The organism is Polaribacter sejongensis (genome assembly GCF_038024065.1).
GTDB classification, from domain to species: Bacteria; Bacteroidota; Bacteroidia; order Flavobacteriales; family Flavobacteriaceae; genus Polaribacter; species Polaribacter sejongensis.
On record NZ_CP150667.1, the window covers coordinates 490,450 to 511,077 of the forward strand.

Annotated in this window: 18 protein-coding genes; 4 read left to right on the forward strand and 14 right to left on the reverse strand. The window is 30.3% G+C overall.

Going from position 1 to position 20,628, the window contains the following annotated elements; translation table 11 throughout:
- Window positions 1-71 precede the first annotated feature (71 nt).
- Complete coding sequence (locus tag WHD08_RS01710) at window positions 72-2,303, forward strand: TonB-dependent receptor (RefSeq protein ID WP_208889464.1); 2,232 nt, start codon at window positions 72-74, stop codon at window positions 2,301-2,303.
- 145 nt (window positions 2,304-2,448) lie between these two features.
- Here the strand turns inward: WHD08_RS01710 and WHD08_RS01715 are convergent, their stop codons facing one another.
- Window positions 2,449-3,255, reverse strand: coding sequence for an alpha/beta hydrolase (locus tag WHD08_RS01715; protein ID WP_208889463.1), 807 nt, complete (start codon window positions 3,253-3,255; stop codon window positions 2,449-2,451).
- 331 nt (window positions 3,256-3,586) lie between these two features.
- Between WHD08_RS01715 and WHD08_RS01720 the strand changes: the two genes are divergently transcribed.
- Window positions 3,587-3,946 (forward strand): dihydroorotase, encoded by a 360-nt coding sequence (locus WHD08_RS01720; protein ID WP_261973140.1) that lies wholly within the window; start codon window positions 3,587-3,589, stop codon window positions 3,944-3,946.
- A gap of 123 nt (window positions 3,947-4,069) precedes the next feature.
- Here WHD08_RS01720 and WHD08_RS01725 read toward each other — a convergent pair whose 3' ends face one another.
- The 9 genes from WHD08_RS01725 to WHD08_RS01765 all read right to left on the reverse strand — a co-directional run bounded on the left by WHD08_RS01725 (window position 4,070) and on the right by WHD08_RS01765 (window position 13,711).
- Entirely contained in the window at window positions 4,070-4,813 is a 744-nt protein-coding gene (locus WHD08_RS01725) for a YoaK family protein (protein WP_165731091.1), read from the reverse strand.
- 307 nt (window positions 4,814-5,120) lie between these two features.
- The gene (locus tag WHD08_RS01730) at window positions 5,121-5,903 is read right to left on the reverse strand and encodes an anti-sigma factor (RefSeq protein WP_208889462.1); all 783 of its coding nucleotides are present in this window, start codon (window positions 5,901-5,903) and stop codon (window positions 5,121-5,123) included.
- A gap of 3 nt (window positions 5,904-5,906) precedes the next feature.
- Window positions 5,907-6,437: an RNA polymerase sigma factor gene (locus WHD08_RS01735; RefSeq protein WP_165731093.1), complete on the reverse strand. Its 531-nt coding sequence runs from the start codon at window positions 6,435-6,437 to the stop codon at window positions 5,907-5,909.
- Between the two features lie 143 nt (window positions 6,438-6,580).
- Window positions 6,581-8,527: a transglutaminase domain-containing protein gene (locus tag WHD08_RS01740; protein ID WP_208889461.1), complete on the reverse strand. Its 1,947-nt coding sequence runs from the start codon at window positions 8,525-8,527 to the stop codon at window positions 6,581-6,583.
- Window positions 8,528-9,607, reverse strand: coding sequence for an exonuclease domain-containing protein (locus tag WHD08_RS01745; RefSeq protein ID WP_208889460.1), 1,080 nt, complete (start codon window positions 9,605-9,607; stop codon window positions 8,528-8,530). It abuts the gene before it with no gap.
- A gap of 23 nt (window positions 9,608-9,630) precedes the next feature.
- On the reverse strand, window positions 9,631-10,302 hold the full coding sequence (locus WHD08_RS01750; protein WP_208889459.1) for a YggS family pyridoxal phosphate-dependent enzyme: 672 nt from the start codon (window positions 10,300-10,302) through the stop codon (window positions 9,631-9,633).
- Between the two features lie 165 nt (window positions 10,303-10,467).
- Complete coding sequence (locus tag WHD08_RS01755; protein ID WP_165731100.1) at window positions 10,468-11,421, reverse strand: D-2-hydroxyacid dehydrogenase; 954 nt, start codon at window positions 11,419-11,421, stop codon at window positions 10,468-10,470.
- A 79-nt stretch (window positions 11,422-11,500) separates the two neighbouring features.
- Entirely contained in the window at window positions 11,501-12,562 is a 1,062-nt protein-coding gene (serC, locus tag WHD08_RS01760; protein ID WP_165731102.1) for a 3-phosphoserine/phosphohydroxythreonine transaminase, read from the reverse strand.
- An 87-nt stretch (window positions 12,563-12,649) separates the two neighbouring features.
- Window positions 12,650-13,711, reverse strand: coding sequence for an acyl-CoA reductase (locus tag WHD08_RS01765; protein ID WP_208889458.1), 1,062 nt, complete (start codon window positions 13,709-13,711; stop codon window positions 12,650-12,652).
- A gap of 70 nt (window positions 13,712-13,781) precedes the next feature.
- On the opposite strand from WHD08_RS01765, the gene WHD08_RS01770 reads away from it, so the two are divergent.
- Window positions 13,782-14,132 carry a 4Fe-4S dicluster domain-containing protein gene (locus WHD08_RS01770; protein ID WP_068448123.1) on the forward strand — a complete coding sequence of 117 codons (351 nt, stop codon included), beginning with the start codon at window positions 13,782-13,784 and terminating at the stop codon, window positions 14,130-14,132.
- A gap of 94 nt (window positions 14,133-14,226) precedes the next feature.
- Here WHD08_RS01770 and WHD08_RS01775 read toward each other — a convergent pair whose 3' ends face one another.
- From WHD08_RS01775 to WHD08_RS01785, 3 genes are all read right to left on the reverse strand, one after another.
- On the reverse strand, window positions 14,227-15,327 hold the full coding sequence (locus WHD08_RS01775; protein ID WP_208889457.1) for a hypothetical protein: 1,101 nt from the start codon (window positions 15,325-15,327) through the stop codon (window positions 14,227-14,229).
- 146 nt (window positions 15,328-15,473) lie between these two features.
- Window positions 15,474-16,376 (reverse strand): glycerophosphodiester phosphodiesterase family protein, encoded by a 903-nt coding sequence (locus WHD08_RS01780; RefSeq protein ID WP_208889456.1) that lies wholly within the window; start codon window positions 16,374-16,376, stop codon window positions 15,474-15,476.
- Window positions 16,377-16,404: 28 nt separating this feature from the next.
- On the reverse strand, window positions 16,405-17,796 hold the full coding sequence (locus tag WHD08_RS01785) for a purple acid phosphatase family protein (RefSeq protein ID WP_208889455.1): 1,392 nt from the start codon (window positions 17,794-17,796) through the stop codon (window positions 16,405-16,407).
- 202 nt (window positions 17,797-17,998) lie between these two features.
- Between WHD08_RS01785 and WHD08_RS01790 the strand changes: the two genes are divergently transcribed.
- Window positions 17,999-18,850, forward strand: coding sequence for an AraC family transcriptional regulator (locus WHD08_RS01790; protein WP_208889454.1), 852 nt, complete (start codon window positions 17,999-18,001; stop codon window positions 18,848-18,850).
- Between the two features lie 88 nt (window positions 18,851-18,938).
- Here the strand turns inward: WHD08_RS01790 and WHD08_RS01795 are convergent, their stop codons facing one another.
- Window positions 18,939-20,627, reverse strand: coding sequence for a SusD/RagB family nutrient-binding outer membrane lipoprotein (locus tag WHD08_RS01795; RefSeq protein WP_208889453.1), 1,689 nt, complete (start codon window positions 20,625-20,627; stop codon window positions 18,939-18,941).
- Window position 20,628 lies beyond the last annotated feature (1 nt).

Here is a 20,628-nt window from a genome sequence, read left to right on the forward strand (position 1 = left end):
GTTATATATCAGTTAGGTTCTTTAACATAAATTAACATAAAAAATATATAAATTCGAGAAAATTTTAAAATATGAAGAACAAATTACTACTATTTTTTGCGATAACACTCTGTTTGCATTCTTATGGTCAGCAGTTAAAAGGGATTGTTTTAAATCCGCTAAATGAACCTTTAGAAAACGTTTATATTATCAATCAAAACTCTAATTTACATACACATACAAATGAAGCTGGAAGTTTTATTCTTGAAAAAACAGCTGTAAATAATACATTACAGATAAGTATTTTAGGTTTTGGAACAAAGACGTTAAAAGTAACTGAACAAGATTTAAAAAACGGAATTACCATACACCTAGAAACGAAAATTTTTCAATTAGAAGAATTGGTATTGCGTAAAGAAATAAATGCGTTACAAACCTTAACAAATATAGATGTACAGGTAAATCCTGTAAATAATTCTCAAGAAATTTTAAGAAAAGTTCCTGGTTTGTTTATCGGTCAGCATGCTGGAGGAGGAAAAGCAGAACAAATTTTTTTAAGAGGTTTTGATATTGATCACGGAACAGATATTGCACTTTCTGTAGATGGAATGCCAATAAACATGGTTTCTCATGCACACGGACAAGGATATTCTGATTTACATTTTGTAATACCAGAAACCATACAAAAAATAGATTTTGGAAAAGGACCTTATTACGCAAATCAAGGTGATTTTAATACTGCTGGTTATGTGAATTTTGATACAAAAACAGCCATTGATAAAAGTATGATATCTGTTGGTTATGGAGACTTTAACTCTTTAAGAACCGTTGGGATGTTTAATTTATTAGAAAATTCTAAAAACAACGATGCGTATGTTGCTGTAGAATATATAGAGTTTGATGGCGCTTACGAATCTCCACAAAACTTTAATAGATTGAATCTTTTTGCAAAATACAATACGTTTTTAAATGGAAGAGATAAGTTAACATTAACAGCTTCTCATTTTACAAGTTCTTGGGATGCTTCTGGTCAAGTGCCAGTTAGAGCCGTAGAAAGTGGATTGATTAATCGTTTTGGTTCTATTGATGATACAGAAGGAGGTAATACATCTAGATCTAACTTAAATGCGCAATTGCAAAAAACATTAGATAATGGTTCTATTTTAGAGGCAAATACATTTTACTCTAAATATGATTTTGAATTGTATTCTAATTTTACCTTCTTTTTAGAAGATATTGTAAATGGAGATCAAATTAAACAATTTGAGGATAGAAGTATCTACGGAATGAATGCGAAAATCATCAGCACAAAAGAGTATGGTAATGTAGAAGCGAAGTTTACAAAAGGGATGGGTTTACGTTACGATTTAATTTTTGATAACGAATTATCGCACACAAAAAATAGAAGTGAATTGTTAAATAACATTCAATTAGGAGATGTAAAACAAAGCAATTTATACGCGTTTTTTAACTCAGAATTTGAGATTGGAAAATTTAAAATAGCACCATCTATTCGTTTAGATTATTTTAAGTTTTTATACAACGATGCTTTAAGTACAACGTATGAAACATTGAGTAAAACAAAGGCAATTGTAAATCCTAAATTGAACTTTTTATATGCGCAAAACGATAATTTACAATGGTTTTTAAAATCAGGAATTGGGTTTCATTCTAATGATGCAAGAGTTGTTTTACAAGAAAATGCAGATAAAGTTCTACCAAGAGCCTACGGAGCAGACTTAGGAAATATTTGGAAACCTACTAAGAATTTAGTAGTAAACACGGCAGCTTGGTATTTGTTTTCAGAAGAAGAGTTTGTGTATGTTGGTGATGCTGGTATTGTAGAGCCATCTGGAGAATCGGAACGTTTTGGATTGGATTTAGGCATTCGTTACCAATTAACAGATCATGTGTATTTTGATACAGATGCAACAGTTACACATGCAAGAAGTTTAGAAGCTGAAGACGGAGAAGATTACATTCCGTTAGCGCCTAGTTTTACAATGGCAGGGGGAATTTCTTTTAGTGATTTAGGGAAGTTTTCTGGTGGATTGCGTTACCGTTATTTAGCGGATAGAGCAGCAAATGAAGATAATTCTATTACTGCAGAAGGATATGTAGTAAGTGATTTTAATATCAATTATAAAGTGAATCAAGATGTTACTTTTGGTGTTGCCTTAGAAAATATTTTTGATGTAGAATGGAATGAAACGCAGTTTGCAACGGAAAGTAGGTTGCAAAATGAAACGGATGCTGTAGAAGAAATTCATTTTACACCAGGAACACCGTTTTTTGCCAAAGCAACCATAACGTACACGTTTTAATTGAAAAGAATTGATGTAGGTTTTTTATAGTATTCATAAAAGAAACCGAATTCCCGAAAAAGCGGAAACCTAAATTTTAGTTTGATGAAATGTCTATTGCAGCAATGCAATAGGCATTTCTATTTTTGTAATAATGCTCTTGCAATTAGTTATTTAATGCCCAAATTAATGCTTTTTCTTTGGTAGCTCTAAAAATGGTATTGTGTTGTTCGTTTGGTTCGTCAGTATATTTCCAAATTAAGTTCTTATCAGATTCTTCTAATTTGTTATTTAACGTTTTAGTATGTTTAGAAATATCAATAGCATCAGAACTAGCAAACCAAAGCTTCTTTTTATTGTTATAATTGTCCTCAGATAAGTTCTCAAAATTGTTCACCAAGTAGTTTTCATTAAACCATAAAGAAGGATCTATTGCTATAAAAACATCAAACATATTGTTGTCTAAAAGAAAGGTTTCTACCACAAATAATCCTGCTAAAGATTCTCCAATAATTGCTTTTTTAGTAGCTGTTCTGTATTTTTTATCAATTGCTGTAAATAATTCATTTTTAATAAAATCTCTAAAGTTATTTGCGCCACCAGCATTTGGTATATAACCTAAATCATATTCAATTTTTGTAGGTCCACATAAATCTCTGTCACGTTTGGTGTTTTCTATTCCTACTAAGATATAAGGAGGTATTTTGTTTGCTGTAATTAAGCTCGCTAAGGTACTGGCTACATGCGGAAAATCTTCTTTAATTCCGCCATCTGGCATATACAAAACAGGTAAGCTATCTAAAGTTTCGTTGTAATTTGGTGGCGTCCAAATATTAATGATTCGGTCCTCATTCACAAATTTAGAAGCAATTGTTAAACTATCATGTTTAGGAATTGGATCATTGTAAACGACACTTTTTTTACATCCAATAGTAATCATTACAAGCAATAAGCAAAAGATTATATTTCTCATTTATATGATTTTTTTTAGGTTGAAAGTATTTTAGATACAAAACGATTCTTTAGCTAATATAGTTTTTTTTATAACAAATTCTGTAATAGCTATTTATCAGTGTGTTATGATTTTAAAAAGTGCCATCTTTTAAAGAGCAATTACTTCTTAAAATAAATTGAGAATTATACAAGTTTAATTATTTAGAAAAAAACTTAAATATTGCTAAACTCGTTTATTTTATAGGATAATTTTTAATTATTCAATAATAAAGATTTCTTATTTTATTGATATTGTAATTTTATGGGTTTTCATTATTTTTGATTTATTACTAATATTAATTTTTTTTCTTATGAAGTATAACCTATTATTCAGTTTTTTATTCGTTTTTTTATCAAGTATTATGTATTCTCAAAACTCTAATTCAGACATCAAAGTAGGCGATGTTTTTGTAGTTGGAGAGGTGAGTAATAATAATTATAAACATATAGCTTTTCCTAGAGCGAACTTTATTATAAAAAAAGGAGGGCTTGCAAATTACAAAAATGTAAAAGGAGAAAAAGTTCAAATTAAATCAATCAAAGAGAAAAATAACGGAGATGTGGTAGCAACTATTGAGTTAGCTTCTAAAAAGAAATTTTTTAATAGCCATAAATACGTTAAAGTAAATATTAATGAAGCAATTTTACAAAAAGAGCTATTAAGAAATTAATAGTATTTTTTTTTCTTTAGTTTGGGCTTTCTATTTTAGGAAGCCTTTTTTTGTTTAATATTTTATAAAAGAAGTATCTTCTAAAGAATTCATTTAATAGGAGGGACGCTATAGTTTTAAGTGTTATTGGACTTTCTTTTTTTGATAGTATTTTCGCCTCGTTTTTATAACTTTATATCTAAAATCATCAAAGAATAAGCTTGCTAATAAAAACAATGCAGCTAAAATTAAAGTATTTAACTTTAAATCTAATTTAGAATAGAAAAAACCACCTATTAATCCTCCTGCAAAAAAGAATAGAATAATATAAACTCGGAGTTTGATATTAGATTTCAGTAATTCTTTCTGTGGTGCCAATTTAGGAAAACATAATAAAGAAAGATCAATTCCTAAATCTGTAAATAATCCGGTTAAGTGTGTCGTTCTTACAACTGCATTAGAAATTTTTGTTACAAAGGAGTTTTGTAATCCCATAGCAAAAAGTAATAAACAGATAATAAGGTTTGCGTATTCTAATTCCATAAAATTACTAATAAGCCCTATAGAAATTAAAACAAGGCACTCAATAACCGTTGGCAATACAAAGACATTCAGTTTTTTGTTTTCACTATATTTTTCTATCAGAAAGCTAGATAAAAAAGAACCTAAAAGAAATGAGAAAATATAAAGGAAATAAATTGTTCCTTTCCAAAAATCAAAATTAGCAACGTCATAAATAAACAAGGCAAAATGCCCTGTAACATTTGTAGTTAATTGTTTAAATGCCAAAAAACCGCTAACATTTACAATTCCAGCTACAAAAGAAAGTATGGTTGCAATTCTTAAATTATGTTTTAAAGTTCTGCTTTTACCTTGATGTCTAAACATTTGTTTTCGTTTATTCTTAACTTTTTTAAGACGCGTAAAATTAACCTATTTTCGAGTGTATTAAAAGTGAATAAAGTATGAATTATAAAGTAGTTTGTAAAGATTTCTTTTTTAGATGATTATACTTTTAAATGCCCTTTAATTTATTGGATAAGGTTCTTTAAAAGTAGTAAACTTTATCAAGCCGTATTTCATTCAGATTGATAAAGTTGTTGACTTTCAATAGGTGAGATGCTAAATAAAATTCAGTATGACAATATTATTTTTTAATCAAGAAAACTATAGAAAAATGACAATTATAATAAGTCTAAGACGCTACGGCACCTAAAGTATACAATTGCTCTAGATTAGGAGATTCACTACCACCTGCAGGCTCTAAAGTAATTCCAAATGCTTCAGATTCGTTGGCATTTTCTATGGTAAATATTTTGTTTGTATCTGCCATAAAAGTGTCTATTGTACCTAAACTTGTTGGAGTTAAAGGACTTAGTTTTAAAGACCAAACTTGGTATACCTTTCCTTTTGGAGGTGCTGGTAATCCTTTAGCATCTAAATAAATACTTTTTGTTTTTTTATCCCAATATACCTTTGCATAAGAGGTTGGAGACACTTTTTGACCCGCTAGAGGCACAGAAACAATGTCTTTATCTCTAAAGATATCAATTAGTTTTTCTGCTTCTGCTAAGCTGTTAGAAGCTTTGTCTATTTGTTCTTCTAATTGTTGTTTTTCTGTAGCAACCTGATCTTTAAGTTGCTTGTTTTGTGTAAGTGTCCAGATAAGTACACTTCCTATTAATAAAGAAGCAGCCCAACCACTATATTGTAACCAATTAGTTTTCGGTTTAGTAATAGAGATTACTTTGGTTTCTTCAATTTTTAATTGATTTTTTATGTCTGAAAATGAATATGGAGCATCTTTTTTAGCAGCAGCAGTTAGTTTTGCAATTGCTTTTTCTATGGATACAACTTCGGCCAATACTTCTGGGTATTCTTTAATTTTAGCATGCACTTCCTCATTTTCCTTTTCAGAAAGCGAGCCTGCAACATACAGTTCTAAAATTCCAGATGTTATGTATTCTTTTATATTCATTATTTAAACTCCAAGCATGGTGCGTAATTCGCCTATGCAATTTCTATTTCTTGTTTTTATGGTGCCAATTGGCATTTCTAATTCTTCAGAGGCTTCTTTTTGTGTAAACCCTTTAAAATATAATAATTCAATTACTGCTTTACATTTGTCTCCTAATTTGGTAACAAACTCTTTTAAGCCAATTGTATCAGTAGCAGTATCTAAACTATCACTGGTTTCTAATATATCTACGAAAAAATCTGAGTTATGGTTTTGTTTAGACTGTTTAAATTTCTTAGAACGTGTATAATCGATAGCTGCATTTCTTGCTATGTTTAGTATCCATGTAAAAAAACGTCCTTTTTTTGCAGAATAAGAATCTGCTTTATTCCAGGCTTTTATAAAGACATCTTGCGTAATTTCTTGTGCAACATCATCATTCTTAACAATGTTATTTACAACACCAGAAATACTATCACAATACATATTGTATAGTTTTTCATAGGCTTTAACGTCCTTTTTTTGAAATTGTAAAATTAATTGCTCTAAATCCATAAAATGTATCTGCCGCTAATCTATTAAATAAAATTGATATGCAGTCATTTTATATTCGCAATCATAAAAATAATATGATTGTCTCGATTACTGGTTTTAGATTATAGGTATTTTGAATGTTAATGATAGCTAGAAAAATGTATTTATTTCTTTTCTAAAATTATGTAACCACTCTCAGAAATAATAATTTGTTTGTAAAACTCTTTTAAAGCATAATATTCTGCTACAGAAAATATTTTTTTTGAGATTTGCATTCTTGTTAAAACAGTAATCGTATTTCCTTTTTTTACTGTTTTAAGTATAAATCTACCACCTTTATTAGGTAAGGATATTGCTTTGTCTTTAGGTAAATTTACAATCGTGTAATTTTCTGGAATTGTTAAGCTTAAGTAAAAATTATTCAGTCTAGCATAACCAAAATCTACAGGATAATTTCTTTCTTTTAATTTAAAAGGATTTTGTTTTGTTCTATTAAAAAGAAAAGGGTTTATTCTTATTTTGTCACCTAAAACTTCATCCATTTCTAATCGGATCTTAAATTTTTCTTGTAATTTTTTATCTAGGTTTTCTAAATTGTCTCTTTCATATTCATCAACTTCTAGATTTGGGTTTTCAGTTTCAAAATTTTCTAAATAACCATCTTCATTGGTTAACGACATCTTTTTTCTTTGCTCTGTTGCTAAAAGACCATCTCTTATCATCATTACTGATCCAGTAAATACGCCTTCTTCATCTAACGTAAGGCTAGAGTTTATGTTTAAAGATGATCTGTATTTTGGCTTTAAAGTTACCCAAGAGCTTTCTTCTTTAAAGTTGATTATTCTAGCTTCTCCATTTAAGACTCTATACGGAACTTCTCCAAAAGGAATAAATTTGTCTGTTGCGTCTAAGAAATAAGGTTTACCATCTATAACTGCTTGTACAATCACATAATTATAGTCATAAATAACTGGGAATATTTTTGTAGGAATTCCGTTTTCTCTTGTAGATAAAACGACTAAATTGGCATCTATGTCCGCAGCTTTTAAGCTGTTGTATAACGAAATATTTATTTCACCAACATCACCAGATTTTTGCTGAAATGCTTCTTTTACTTTTGCATCTTCATTGGTCCAATATTTATCATTCCAAGTGTAATGATTCTGAATAAAAGTGTAAATTTTTTGTGCTCTTTCTAAACTATTTTCAGTTTCTAAAATAGCTTCAGAAATATTTTTTCTAAAAAAAGTTTTTTTTGAGGTTTGATTATTAAAAAAACGATCTTTTAAGCTTTTATCTGCTTGTTTCCAAGTAGTCGTTAAGTTGTCTATAACACCTCTGTAACTCGTAATCGATTTTATATCAAAAGAAATTTTAGAGATGTAATTTTTCTTACTCAACATATAATCTTCTTCCTTAAAAGCAGGAATATCATTCATTCCATAAGAATAGGTTGCACATCCTCCTTCACCTATACCATCAATATAAACACATTTTTTATCTACCGAAGGTTCGTCTTTATCTAATTGTAAATAACCTGTTTTTTTTATATTGTATTGATAATTTCCTAAGATAGATGCATCAAACTCACTTTTTATTTTTGGTATTTCAGATTGAAACTCCCAATCGTTAATGCTTAAATACGGAGATAAAACACTGTAGGTATATTCTATAACAGACCCTTCTTTTATATTAGGTAACGTAAAATTTTTAACCGTCCATGTATCTCGTTCTTTAGTTGTAAAAATATCTTTACCGTTAAGATATGTACTGTTCATAGTACCATTATCGGTAATATTATAGGTAACTGCACTAATATCTTTAACTTTCTGTTTTTCGTATAAGTTAATCGTAATATCGGCTAAATCAAAAGATGCTTTATCTAAAATTTTAATTCGATAATAGTAATCTGTTCTAGGAATTTCATCATTATCCCTATCAGGATACCTGTTTGCGTGTTCGTATAAAACAACAGCAGTTGCCGTAGAGTCTTTATCGTAAATTGTCATTTGTAATTCTTCTAAAGTAGTTTTACCCATTTTAGTAGTTTTACTTTTTTGTGCAATAATTAAAGTTGATGAGAGTAGGAGTAGTAGGGTGAAAAATTTCATTTACAATCTAATAATTTTCTGTACTTTGTTTTTATTGATGTAATTTTTGATAATATTTTTTGCTTGAATCTTATTTTTAATAGGAGTTAAGATCGTTTTTAAAATATCGATCCTACTTTCTTGATTGCTTAAGTTTGTGTAACCACAACCATAAACCTCGTTGTTTTCTATTAAAATTACGGCATTTTCTTCTACTTCTCTCCCTTTTTCAATGATAATAAAATCTTCATTATTAAAATCTTGAGTAATAAATTTCGGATTCTTTTTAAAATTAAATTTAGGAGTTAAAGCATCTAATTCGATAGCATATTTTAAACGGGTAAAAAGTTCATTTCCTGTTTTGTCAAAAGAAATAGATTGTGCTCTTTCCTGAATTTTAACGGCTCTTTTGGTAACCTTTAAAAAGAGATTATTTACTTCCGATTTAATATTCTTTCCTTTTCCAATAAATATAACCCTACCTTCTTTATCATGAATGTAAAAAACTCCTTGTACAGTTGGAATTTCCTCTATTAAACTTCTTAATTTTTGCTTTTGATGTCTTCTGTCAAAATACTTGATAGAACTTTGTATAATACTTTTATTAGTATCTTTTTCTAATAGTAATTTAAACAATTGGACGGTTGCCAAAGCATCTCCAGAAGCTCTATGTCTGTCTGTAATTGGTATTCCTAAAGATTTGGTAAGTTTTCCTAAGCTGTAAGAAGGCTGGTCTAGAATTAACTTCTGACTCAATTCTACGGTACACAGCGTATTTCTATTAAAGTCGTAGCCTAATCTATCAAATTCGGTGCTAAGAATTCTATAATCGAACGTGGTATTATGAGCCACTAAAATACAATCTGAAGTAATTTCTATAATACGTTTAGCAACTTCATAGAATTTAGGTGCATTTTTAAGCATTTTATTATTAATGCCCGTAAGTTTTACCACAAACTCTTGAATGGCTTTTTCCGGATTTACTAAGCTAATGAATTGGTCTACTGTAGTGTGGCCGTCAAATTTGTAGATAGCAATTTCAGTGATGCCTTCTTCATTAAATTTTCCTCCTGTGGTTTCAATATCTAAAATTGCGTACAAAGTCGTTTTCTTTTACGATAAAATTAAGCATTATAATTTCTTTGACCAAATATTGAACTGCCAACCCTTACCATATTACTGCCATTTTCTATAGCAAGTATATAATCTCCACTCATTCCCATAGAGAGTGTTTTTAGGTTACAGTTTTCAGTTACAGTTTTCAATTTGTGTGCATCAAAAAATGTTTTTAAAGATAAAAACTCTTCTTGTAGCTGTTCCTTATTGTCTGTAAACGTGGCCATTCCCATAAAACCAGTGATTTTTATATTCTTTAATTCAGCGAATGCTTCTGATGCTAAAATTTCATTTATTTCATCAAAAGATAAGCCAAACTTGGTGTCTTCTTTGGCTATTTTAACTTGTAATAAACAGTTGATAACTTTATCATGTTTTTTTGCTTGCTTGTTGATTTCCTTTAAAGTAGAGAATTTATCAACCCCATGAATCAAATTTACAAAATGTGCCATGTACTTTACCTTATTACTTTGTAAATGACCAATCATGTGCCATTGAATGTCTTTTGGTAAAGCCTCATATTTATCCACCATTTCCTGAATTTTATTCTCACCAAAAATACGCTGACCAGCAGCATACGCTTCTTGCAAGTCTTCTATTGGTTTGGTTTTAGAAACAGCAACTAAGGTTACATTTTCTGGAAGTGATTGTTTTATTTCTAATAGATTTTCTTTAATCATGTTTTCTTTTTTGTAATTCAGATGAAGATTCTAAATATTAGGTATGGATGAGATTTCTCAATCACTTAAAAAAGTTCATTTCGAAATGACAGTTGTTGTTTTTATAAACTAACTGTCACTTCGAATGAAATTATTTTTTCAAGAATTTTGTTTTGAGAAACTTTTTTAATTCTTTAACAAAGCAATAACTTGGTTTGCCAATTCAACACCAATTCTATCTTGTGCTTCTTTGGTCGCAGCTCCAATATGCGGAGTTAAAGAAATTTCTGGATTCATTAATAATTGCACTGCCGGAGTAGGTTCTGTTTCAAAAACATCTAAACCTGCAAATTGTACCTTACCACTTTCTATAGCTTGTACTAAATCTACTTCATGTAAAATTCCACCTCTTGCAGTGTTTATAATGCCTACACCATCTTTCATTTTTTCAAATTCTGATGCCGTAATTATATAATCTTCTTGATCCGGCGTGTGTAAAGTAATAAAGTCCGACTCTTTTAAAAGTTCTTCTTTATCTACCGTTTCAATAATAAAAGTAGTTTTTTGTCCGTTAAAAAACTCTAAAGTGATTGGTGCGCTTGTTACCTCATCATCTGTAGCTAAAACATTCATTCCAACTCCAATAGCAATTTTTGCAACTTCCTGACCGATACGTCCAAAACCAATAATACCAATGGTTTTCCCTCTTAATTCAATTCCTTCAGAATACGCTTTTTTCAATTCTTTAAAACGAGAATCTCCTTCTAAAGGCATTTCTCTATTTGAAGAATGTAAAAAACGAGCCATCCCGAAAAGGTGTGCAAAAACCAATTCTGCCACAGAGCCAGATGAAGCTTTTGGTGTATTAATTACATGTAAACCGTTGTCTTCTGCATATTCTACATCTATATTATCTAAGCCAACACCACCACGTCCAATTAACTTTAAACTTGGGCAAGCTTCCATTAATTCTTGTCTTACTTGTGTTGCACTTCTTACTAAAATTGCATCAACATTGTTTTCGTTGATATAACTTTCTAACTGATTTTGTGCTACTTTTATGTCTAGTACTTCAAATCCTCCTTTTTCTAAAGCATCTATTCCGCTTTTAGAAATTCCATCGTTCGCTAATATTTTCATTCTTACTTTTGTTGAATCGTGTAATTGTTTAACTGTTTAATTGTTTCTCAACAGTGAGAGTTACTTCCCTTTGGGAAGGTTAGGATGGGCTTAGGCTTTTCATCACATCAACCAAAGCTTGTACGCTATATAAAGGCAATGCATTGTACATGCTAGCTCTATAACCACCAACACTTCTGTGTCCATTTATTCCGCTAATTCCAGCTTCTTTGCACATAGAATCAAATTTTTCTTTTAAAGAATCATCTGTTAAAGTAAAAGTAGCATTCATGGTACTTCTGTCTTCTTTTGCTACAATTCCTTTAAATAAAGGATTTCTATCAATTTCATCATATAACAGTGCTGCTTTTTTATTGTTTACTTCTTCAATAAATTCAATTCCGCCTAAATCTTTTAACCACTGTAAGGTTAACATAGAAACATAGATTGCAAATACAGAAGGAGTATTAAACATACTATCTTTATCAATATGAATTTGATAGTTTAACATAGAAGGAATGTGTCTTTCTACTTTACCTAAAATTTCTTCTTTAATAATGACTAAAGTTGCACCCGCTGGCCCCATATTTTTCTGAGCACCTGCATAAATAAGATCGAATTTTTCAAAGTCTAATTGACGAGAAAAAATATCTGAACTCATATCACAAATCAAAGGAATATTCGTTTCAGGAAAATCTTTCATCTGTGTACCAGCAACTGTATTGTTACTTGTACAGTGAAAATAATCTGCATCTTCTGGAATAGTATACCCTTTAGGGATATAGTTGTAACCTTTATCTTTAGAAGAACCAATTTCTACAACTTCTCCAAAAGCTTTCGCTTCTTTTATGGCTTTATCTGCCCAAGTACCCGTATTTAAATACGCTGCTTTTTTATCTAACAAGTTGTAAGCAACCATTAAAAACTCTAAACTTGCACCACCTTGTAAAAATAATGCTTGGTAGCCTTTATTTTCTAATCCTAACAATTCTAAAGCTAAAGAACGTGCTTTTTCAATTACTTCTACAAAAGGTTTACTTCTGTGAGAAATTTCTATCAATGATAAATTATCATCATTAAAATTTAAGACTGCTTCTGATGCTTTTTGCAACACTTCCTGTGGTAAAATACAAGGGCCTGCACTGAAATTATGTTTTTTCATTTTTTTGTTTTTTTGAGTAACAAAGTTTCAGAGTAACAAAGTTTCAAAGTCTTACTTTGTAACTCTGCAACTTTGCCACTTTGTTACTTATATTGTTGATAAAAATTCTAAGGTATTTACACCATCTGCGTAATCTGTTAACTCAGGATGTTGCGTTTGGCCAAAAGCGATTTCATTTTCTATAAAGTCTTTGGCAACAATACACTGAATTTTATCTTTATCTTGATGTAATTTTATTTTTAAATCTGTTTCATTGTCGTAATATTCATAGAATATCGTGGCAATAGGAGAGGCGTAGCTTTCATCTTCTTTAATCATTAGAAAACCGTTTTCTAACAAATCAAACAAGCTCATTAAATAGACCGCTTTGTTATAATCATAATTATTCGCATATTTTGCGTTTTCAATCATGTCTTTTTTAGCGTACATTCCTGTAAAAAAAGCATCAAAATTATAACCTTTAGGCACATATAATTTAGAAACAGATCTGCAACCTAAACCAAAATATTGAAAAACATCATCAGATAATTTAATAAAATCTTCTTCGGTTTCTTTTCCGGTGATAACTGCCACAGAATTTCTACTTTTTCTGATAATATTTGGTTTATTCTTGAAATAATATTCAAAATAACGCGCAGTATTATCGCTTCCGGTAGCGATAACAGCATCAAAATCTGTTAGCTTTTCTTCCGTAAAAGTAATTTTCCCCTTAAAAGTAGGTTCTACATACTCTAAATACTTCGCTAGAAAGGGTAATAAGTGTTTATCATTAGAAGATTGCTTTACCAACACCGAATGACCAGAGATTAATACGGATAAAAAATCATGAAAACCTACCAAAGGTATGTTTCCAGCCATAACAATAGCCACTTTTTTTGATGATTTTTTAGTTAAATCTAAGCTTTCGGTAAATGTATTTAAATTGTTTTCTGTAAGTGATTTATGTAGGCTGTTTAACGAGAACAAAACATTGTCTTTTGTAAACCAAGAATTCTTTTCTTGTGCTAATTTTATCTGATGTAAAAAGCCATCAAAAAAGATTTCATTATGTTCAATATTATCGATTTTTTTTATTTTATCGATAGAAAACTGCCCTAAAAAGGCGCCTAATTTTGCGAAAGCAATAATTCTGTTTTGAATACTATCCATTTATTTTGGTTGTCTATTATTTTGGCTTTATTTTTGCAACTGCAAAGGTACAAAAACAGAACAGAAAATTATGGCAATTATAATAACAGATGAATGTATAAATTGTGGGGCATGTGAACCAGAATGTCCTAACACTGCAATTTACGAAGGAGCAGATGATTGGAAATATTCAGACGGAACAGATTTGAAAGGAAATGCGGTTTTACCAAATGGTAAATCTGTTAATGCCGATGATGTTCAAGAACCAGTTTCTGATGAAATTTATTACATCGTTCCAGATAAGTGTACAGAATGTAAAGGTTTTCATGATGAGCCACAATGTGCTGCAGTATGTCCTGTAGATTGTTGTGTACCAGATGACGACGTTGTAGAAACAGAAGAAGAATTGTTAGCGAAGCAAAGCTTTATGCATAACGACTAAATACAATATTTTTATAATATTATAAAAGCCCCAAATCTAATGATTTGGGGCTTTTTAGTTTCTAATTATCTTTATAGTTATTTAGAAAATAGCATTAGAATAATAAATCTAGATCAAACGAGTAAATATTACCTAAATCATCTGAGAAAAAGATAAATTTTGATTCTTTAGAAAAGAAAGGATCCTTACTAGAAGTAACATCACCATTCTTTCCTTTTATTTTTGTTTTTAATCGAATGAGTTCTTTAAAGATATAGTTATTATTCTTTTTTTTGATTTCGTTTATTGAAATATGATACCTATTATTTTCTTTATTTTTCACAGAATGAGCTTCAAATATTTTTCCGGAAGTTACATGGTTAATCATTGGTCTACTGGGACTTTTTCCTTTGTTAAGAAGCTCATATGAAATGTTGGTCCAATGTCCTTTTTTATCTCTTACTCTTAATACAAATTGAGGTTGATTAATCTGATCTACGCTATTTTTAGATGCAATCATCATTTCTCCATTTTCAAAAACGGTTGCGTTTAAATGATCATCTGCATTATTGTTTCCTTGTTGAATAATGATGGGTTGAGACCATTTATCTGATTTATCTCCATCATAATGAATTCGTTCGTAGACGGATTGTGTATTTTGATTAGACCAAATTACAGATACTTGGTTCTCTAATTTAGTAATTAAAGATATGTCATCTTTATTTATATTACTTGCAATAGTAAAGGGTGTAGACCATTCTTTTCCGTCTAATGAGTGCCAAACCATTATGGTTTCATTCATGTCTGCACAAACCCAAAATTCATTTTTAGAATCTTGGGTAATCGTTGCAGTTTCAATAGAATTACAATTTTCAGGAATAGAGAGTGTCTTTTTCCTTTGAGTTTCGTATTTCTCTTTACCTATAGAATAAGTCATTTTAACAACACTCAAAGCACATTCATCAACGAAGACAATATGTACATCATTCCCATTCTTAAAAACATCTGCTTTACGAGGTAAGTTTGTCCATTGTTCATTAATTTCCGTTTGAGGAGTCCATCCTGAAATATCTTTTTTTAATAACTTAGGTCCCTCTTTATCGCCAATAATTAACCATTGTCCATGCTCTGTAGACCATGATTTAGATTGAGGTTTATCTGCTGTAGCATCTCCATAATCAACTTTATAAATAGGTGCTAGATAAATTTCTGGCACCTTGCTTTGTTGAGAAAAAGATTCTTGCCTGCAAATTATCAAACAAAAAAGAAAAGATAATAATGATAAAATGTTTTTTAATTTCAACTGATTGTTAATTAGGTGCACTGTTTATATGTGAAAAAATAAAATATAATCGCACCAAATTATTGATGTAAACCTTTGCTTCTTAATAATTCTAATAACATTTCTGGCTCATCAGTTTGAATGATGTTTGCACCATTTTTAATCAATTCTTCAATTATTTTTTCTCCACTTCCATAACGAATTTCTGCATCTTTTTCTCCTAAAGTATTAATCCAAATTCTTGCATTGTTTTCCTTTAACAAATCACCAACTTCTTTGGTGTTAAAGCCCGTATCTATATGTACTACTTTTGGGGAGAACTTTACAACTGCTGAATCTGCCATTTGTAGAGAATACGCTCTAGGCATTAATTGAGCCGTTTTATCTAAAAGTTTAATGCGATCTAATTGATCGTAATCATTATCAAAATAGAAAACTTCCTTTTTATTTCCAAATTCATTTACAGCTTTTACGAGTCCTTCAACATTATCCGTTTTCATATCTACATCAACCATTATTTTACCCTTTACTACTTTTAAAAACTCTTCAAAAGTGGGTACAGATTCTTTACTGATTCTACCATAAGGAGCTTTCAGTTTAAAAGATCTAATTTCTGCTAAGGTTAATTCTTCTACTTTACCAGTTCCTGTGGTTGTACGATCTATAGAGCCGTCATGCATTAATATTAAATGACCGTCTTTTGTTGTTTTTACATCTACTTCTATAATGTCTACACCTAATTCAATAGATTTTAAAGAAGATTCTATTGAGTTTTCAAAGTTCCCCATGTGTGCACCTCTATGAGCTGCAACTAAGATTGAATTTGATGTTGCATTTTTAAATTCACTAAGTGTGGTTGCTATATTTGTAGCTTTTACATTTACTTCTTTAGTTTGGTTTTCTTTTTTAGAAGTATTTTCTTTTGTACAAGACCATGCTATAAAAAAGACGAATAAAACAATTAGTTGTTTTGCAATTTTCATTTTTGTGTTTTTTATTTTAGTTGATGAGTTACTCTCCTTTTTCTAGATCTTTTTTTAATCTAATAGGTGTTTCAGGAACTTTATTAATCAATGTTTTTTTACCATCTTTTTTAATGATTTCAAAAGCGTCATAAAGTGTTCCTATTGGTGTATAGGCTCCGTATTTAATAGTGTCTTTAGATACTGTTATGATTTGAAAAAGTTGTGTGTATTCACCTCGTCTTACCATCCATTCTTGATCTTTAGATTCGTACATTTTTGGTCCGCTTACAGAAACAGCATAAACCGCACCTGCATCTTCTACAACAGTTAAACCTTTTCCTTCATTTTTAGGGAATCCTCTTGCGTACGTGTGATCATGACCTTGTAGAACTAAATCAACACCATACTTATCAATTAAAGGTTTTATAGCTTCTCTAAGTTCTTTATTATCACGTCCTTTTGCCGTAGAATAAATAGGGTAGTGGGTTGTAATAACTGTCCATTTTTTTGTATTTGATTGCAATACTGAATCTAACCATTGTATTTGAGCTTCTTTCGCTTCTTTGCTTTCATCAAAGCCTTCACTATCTAAAGAAATCATTTTCATGTCTTGGTAATCTATCGCAAAACAAGTTTCTTTTAAAGCTTCTGTTGGGCCATTTTCTGGCAAGGTAAATTGTGGTCTCCATAAAGAGGATAAAACACCATTTCTGTATTCATGATTACCAGGCGTCATCATACTTGGTACCGTTGCATGGATAAAACTACCTGCGTAAAACCATTCTCCCCATTCTAAATTGGCATCTCTGTCGTTAATTAAATCTCCAGCATGTAGCATAAAATCGATCTGTGGAAATTGACGATATGAATTACGAATGACTCTAGACCATAAAGATTTTACATTGTTTTGAGCATCTCCAAAATAGATAAAACTAAAAGGTTTTTCATTTCCTACATTTGCTGTTTTATATTGAAACCACTCACTCCAATACCCATTGTCTTTGCTTCCGTTTCCAACACGATAAATATAAACTGTATCTGGTTTTAAATTATAAACTACTGCAGAGTGATAGGTAGCTTTTACAAGAGGTTCATTTCTATTTTGATTTTCAAATTTTTGTGAAGTTGCATTTATTTTTTCAACATTTCGTAATAAAAACTCGGGTCCGTCTGTTGCCAATGCGATTTCTAGAACTCCATTAGAAACCTGTTGATCTGTTCGCCAATTTACAGCTAAACTATGCGCTGCATCTACTGTTAGATTTGCTATAACACGATCTGGTGTACTAGACGGAAATATTAATTTATGCGCAACTATAGAATCGAATGCAGAATAATGAGTATGTGCAGTGCCATTATCATGCGTGTGTTGTGCTTGAAGTAGAGCACTAAATAATATAGTGATTACTAATAGAATTAAGCTTTTTTGTGTTTTCATTATTGAAATTTATATTTAAATCAAAAATATTTTATCATGAAGTAAAAAACGATTTCCTTTCAATAACGAATCGTTAAGGATTCATCATTTTTTAGCTTTATTATTAAGATAAATTACATATAATTAAACAAGAGATTACATTATAATAAACTAAAGATTAAAACAATTGCATAGTATTGGATTCTTGAATAACAGCCATACTATGCATTTTGTTTTTGAAAAAATATTTGTTCCAAACAACCATACCTTTATATCAAGAGAATTGCCTTTATCTTCAAATAGGAAAATTCATTCTCATAAAAACTTCGAAATAAATTATGTTACTTCTGGTAAAGGACGAAGAATAATTGGGGATCATGTTTCTAGTTTTGAAAAAGGAGATCTTGTACTTTTAGGAGCTGGTTTGCCTCATTGTTGGGATTTACAAAATAGTGATCATAATGAATCTCCAACTTGTATTGTTACGCATTTCTCTGAAAATGTTTTTAATTTTGATTTTTTTAAAATCCCTGAATTAAAGCAAGTAGAATTGTTATTAAAACAAGCAAATAATGGTATCCGCTTTAAAGTTAAAAATGATGCAGAAATTCATCAAATTTTATTAGAAATGGTAAAAACGGATGGTTTAGAATATTATATTAAACTGTTAAAGTTATTTGAATATCTTATTAAAATTGAAGATAGAGAGCAACTGTCTAACCCTACAAATAAAAAAACTGCTTTTTCTAAAAATGTAGATAAAATAGACAAAGTATACGAATATGTATTTTTAAATATTAAAGAAGGAATTAATTTGGATGAAGCATCTGCAGTTTTAAATATGGCTCCAAGTTCTTTTTGTCGATTTTTTAAAAAGAAAACCGGACTTACTTTTATGGAATACGTAAAAAATGTAAAAGTAGGTATTGCTACAAAATTATTAGCTGAAACAGATAAACAAATAGCTGAAATTTGTTATGAAAGTGGTTATAATAATCTAGCTAATTTCAATCTTTATTTTAAAGCTAGAATGGGAAAAACACCTTCTAATTATCGTAAAAATTTTAGACGTTAGAATTTTGTATTAAAAGTTACTTATTTTATAAACATAAAAAAATGCCTGAGGAAACTCAGGCATTTTAAAATTCTTCTTGTATTTAATATTACCAAGGTTTTGTTACATCTTGAACAATCCAAGGTTTTGCATAAGGACTGTCATTAGAATCTGTATTGCTATACGTAGTTTCTTCTAAGGAAGCAGCTCCAACTGCATTATTTGCAGTATTATTATTTATTTCGTCGCTAGGATAGACGAATCTTAAAGGCATCACATTTTCTCTAGCCAATGGACCCGCATTTAAAGTTGGAAAACCTGTTCTTCTCCAATCTAAATACGCTTCATCACCATTAAACATATTAGCAATCCATTTTTGTTGCATAATTATTTCTAAACTACCATCAAAGGCAACTCCAGAATTTGTTATATATGCACTATAAGTATCAGATACTCCCCAAACTTCTAAAGAAGCTTTTATTCCTTCTAAATAATTGGTTTCGGCATTAGAACCCCAACCTCTCACGGCTGCTTCTGCTTTTAAAAATGATATTTCTGCATACGAGAACAATCTTGCTTTTAGTAAGTTTCCTCCATCTTCTTTTAAATTAAATACTTCATTCATTCTAGAAACATAACTATTTGTACCCCCTCTAGAACCTTCTGTATTTAGGTTATAAGTGTACGGATCTGCATTACTTACAGCAACTGGTAATCCTACGTAAACGCTACTTGTATCAATAAGTGTTTTACCTGCTTCTATATCTGCTGCATACGTTTTTGAAGAGTAGATTGCATAACCATTTTCTTCTAACGTTTCTTCGTTAATATAACGGATACCGTCTTGTTCAGCAATATCACCACCTCCAGGAATTTCATTTGCTGGAACAACTTTAGTAGGAGTTGCTACAGGAGCAAACCAAACTGCTATTCTAGGGTCATTAAATTCTTTTAACTTGTCTGTTATTGTTGTACAAGGCTTCACTCTATAAAAAGCGGAAGCAGAACCAAATAGTCCACTTTCTGGCCAAGATTGACTCGTTATACCTCCAATATAACTAAGAGATAATTCATCATCAATACTACTAATTAATGGTTTTGAGAGCGTTTTAGTAACTCCTTCTTGAGAAAAACTTGGTAATTTTTCTGATAAACGCATATAATAACGTAGTGCTAAAGAATTGGCTAATTTTTGCCATTTAGAAGCATCTCCAGAATAAAAAACATCTTGAGAAGCATCAACATTTTCAAAACTACTTCCTTCTAAAAGGGTAGCCGCTGTTTCTAAATCTACAATAATACCTTTGTAAACCGATTCTTGTGTATCGTAAGTAGGTTTTTCTCCGTCTAAATTATTTCCGTGTAAAGCATCTGAATAAGGTATGTCTCCATAGTAATCCGTAAGATTACCAAATAACATCGATTTTAATATTAAAGTTACTCCTTCATGAAACTCTAAACCTAATGCTACAGCTTGCTCATTTGCTATTTTGTTAGTACGAAGTAAGTTGTAATTTGTAGACCAAATAGATCCTGTAGACCAATCATATCTATTGTCTGACCATGAATCTCTTTGTATAAACTGTGCAGCAGCTCCGGTATCTCCAGCATAACCTCTAGAAGTTGTACTTGTTGCAAGCCCTGTCATTACTGTGCTTATTAATAAATTTGGGTCTGCCAAATTAGGTTCAACTCCATTTGGGTTCTCATTTATTTCTACCAAGTTGCTATCGCAAGAAACGATAAACAAAGTTGGAATCAATAGAAATAAAATAACTATATTTTTTATAAATTTCATA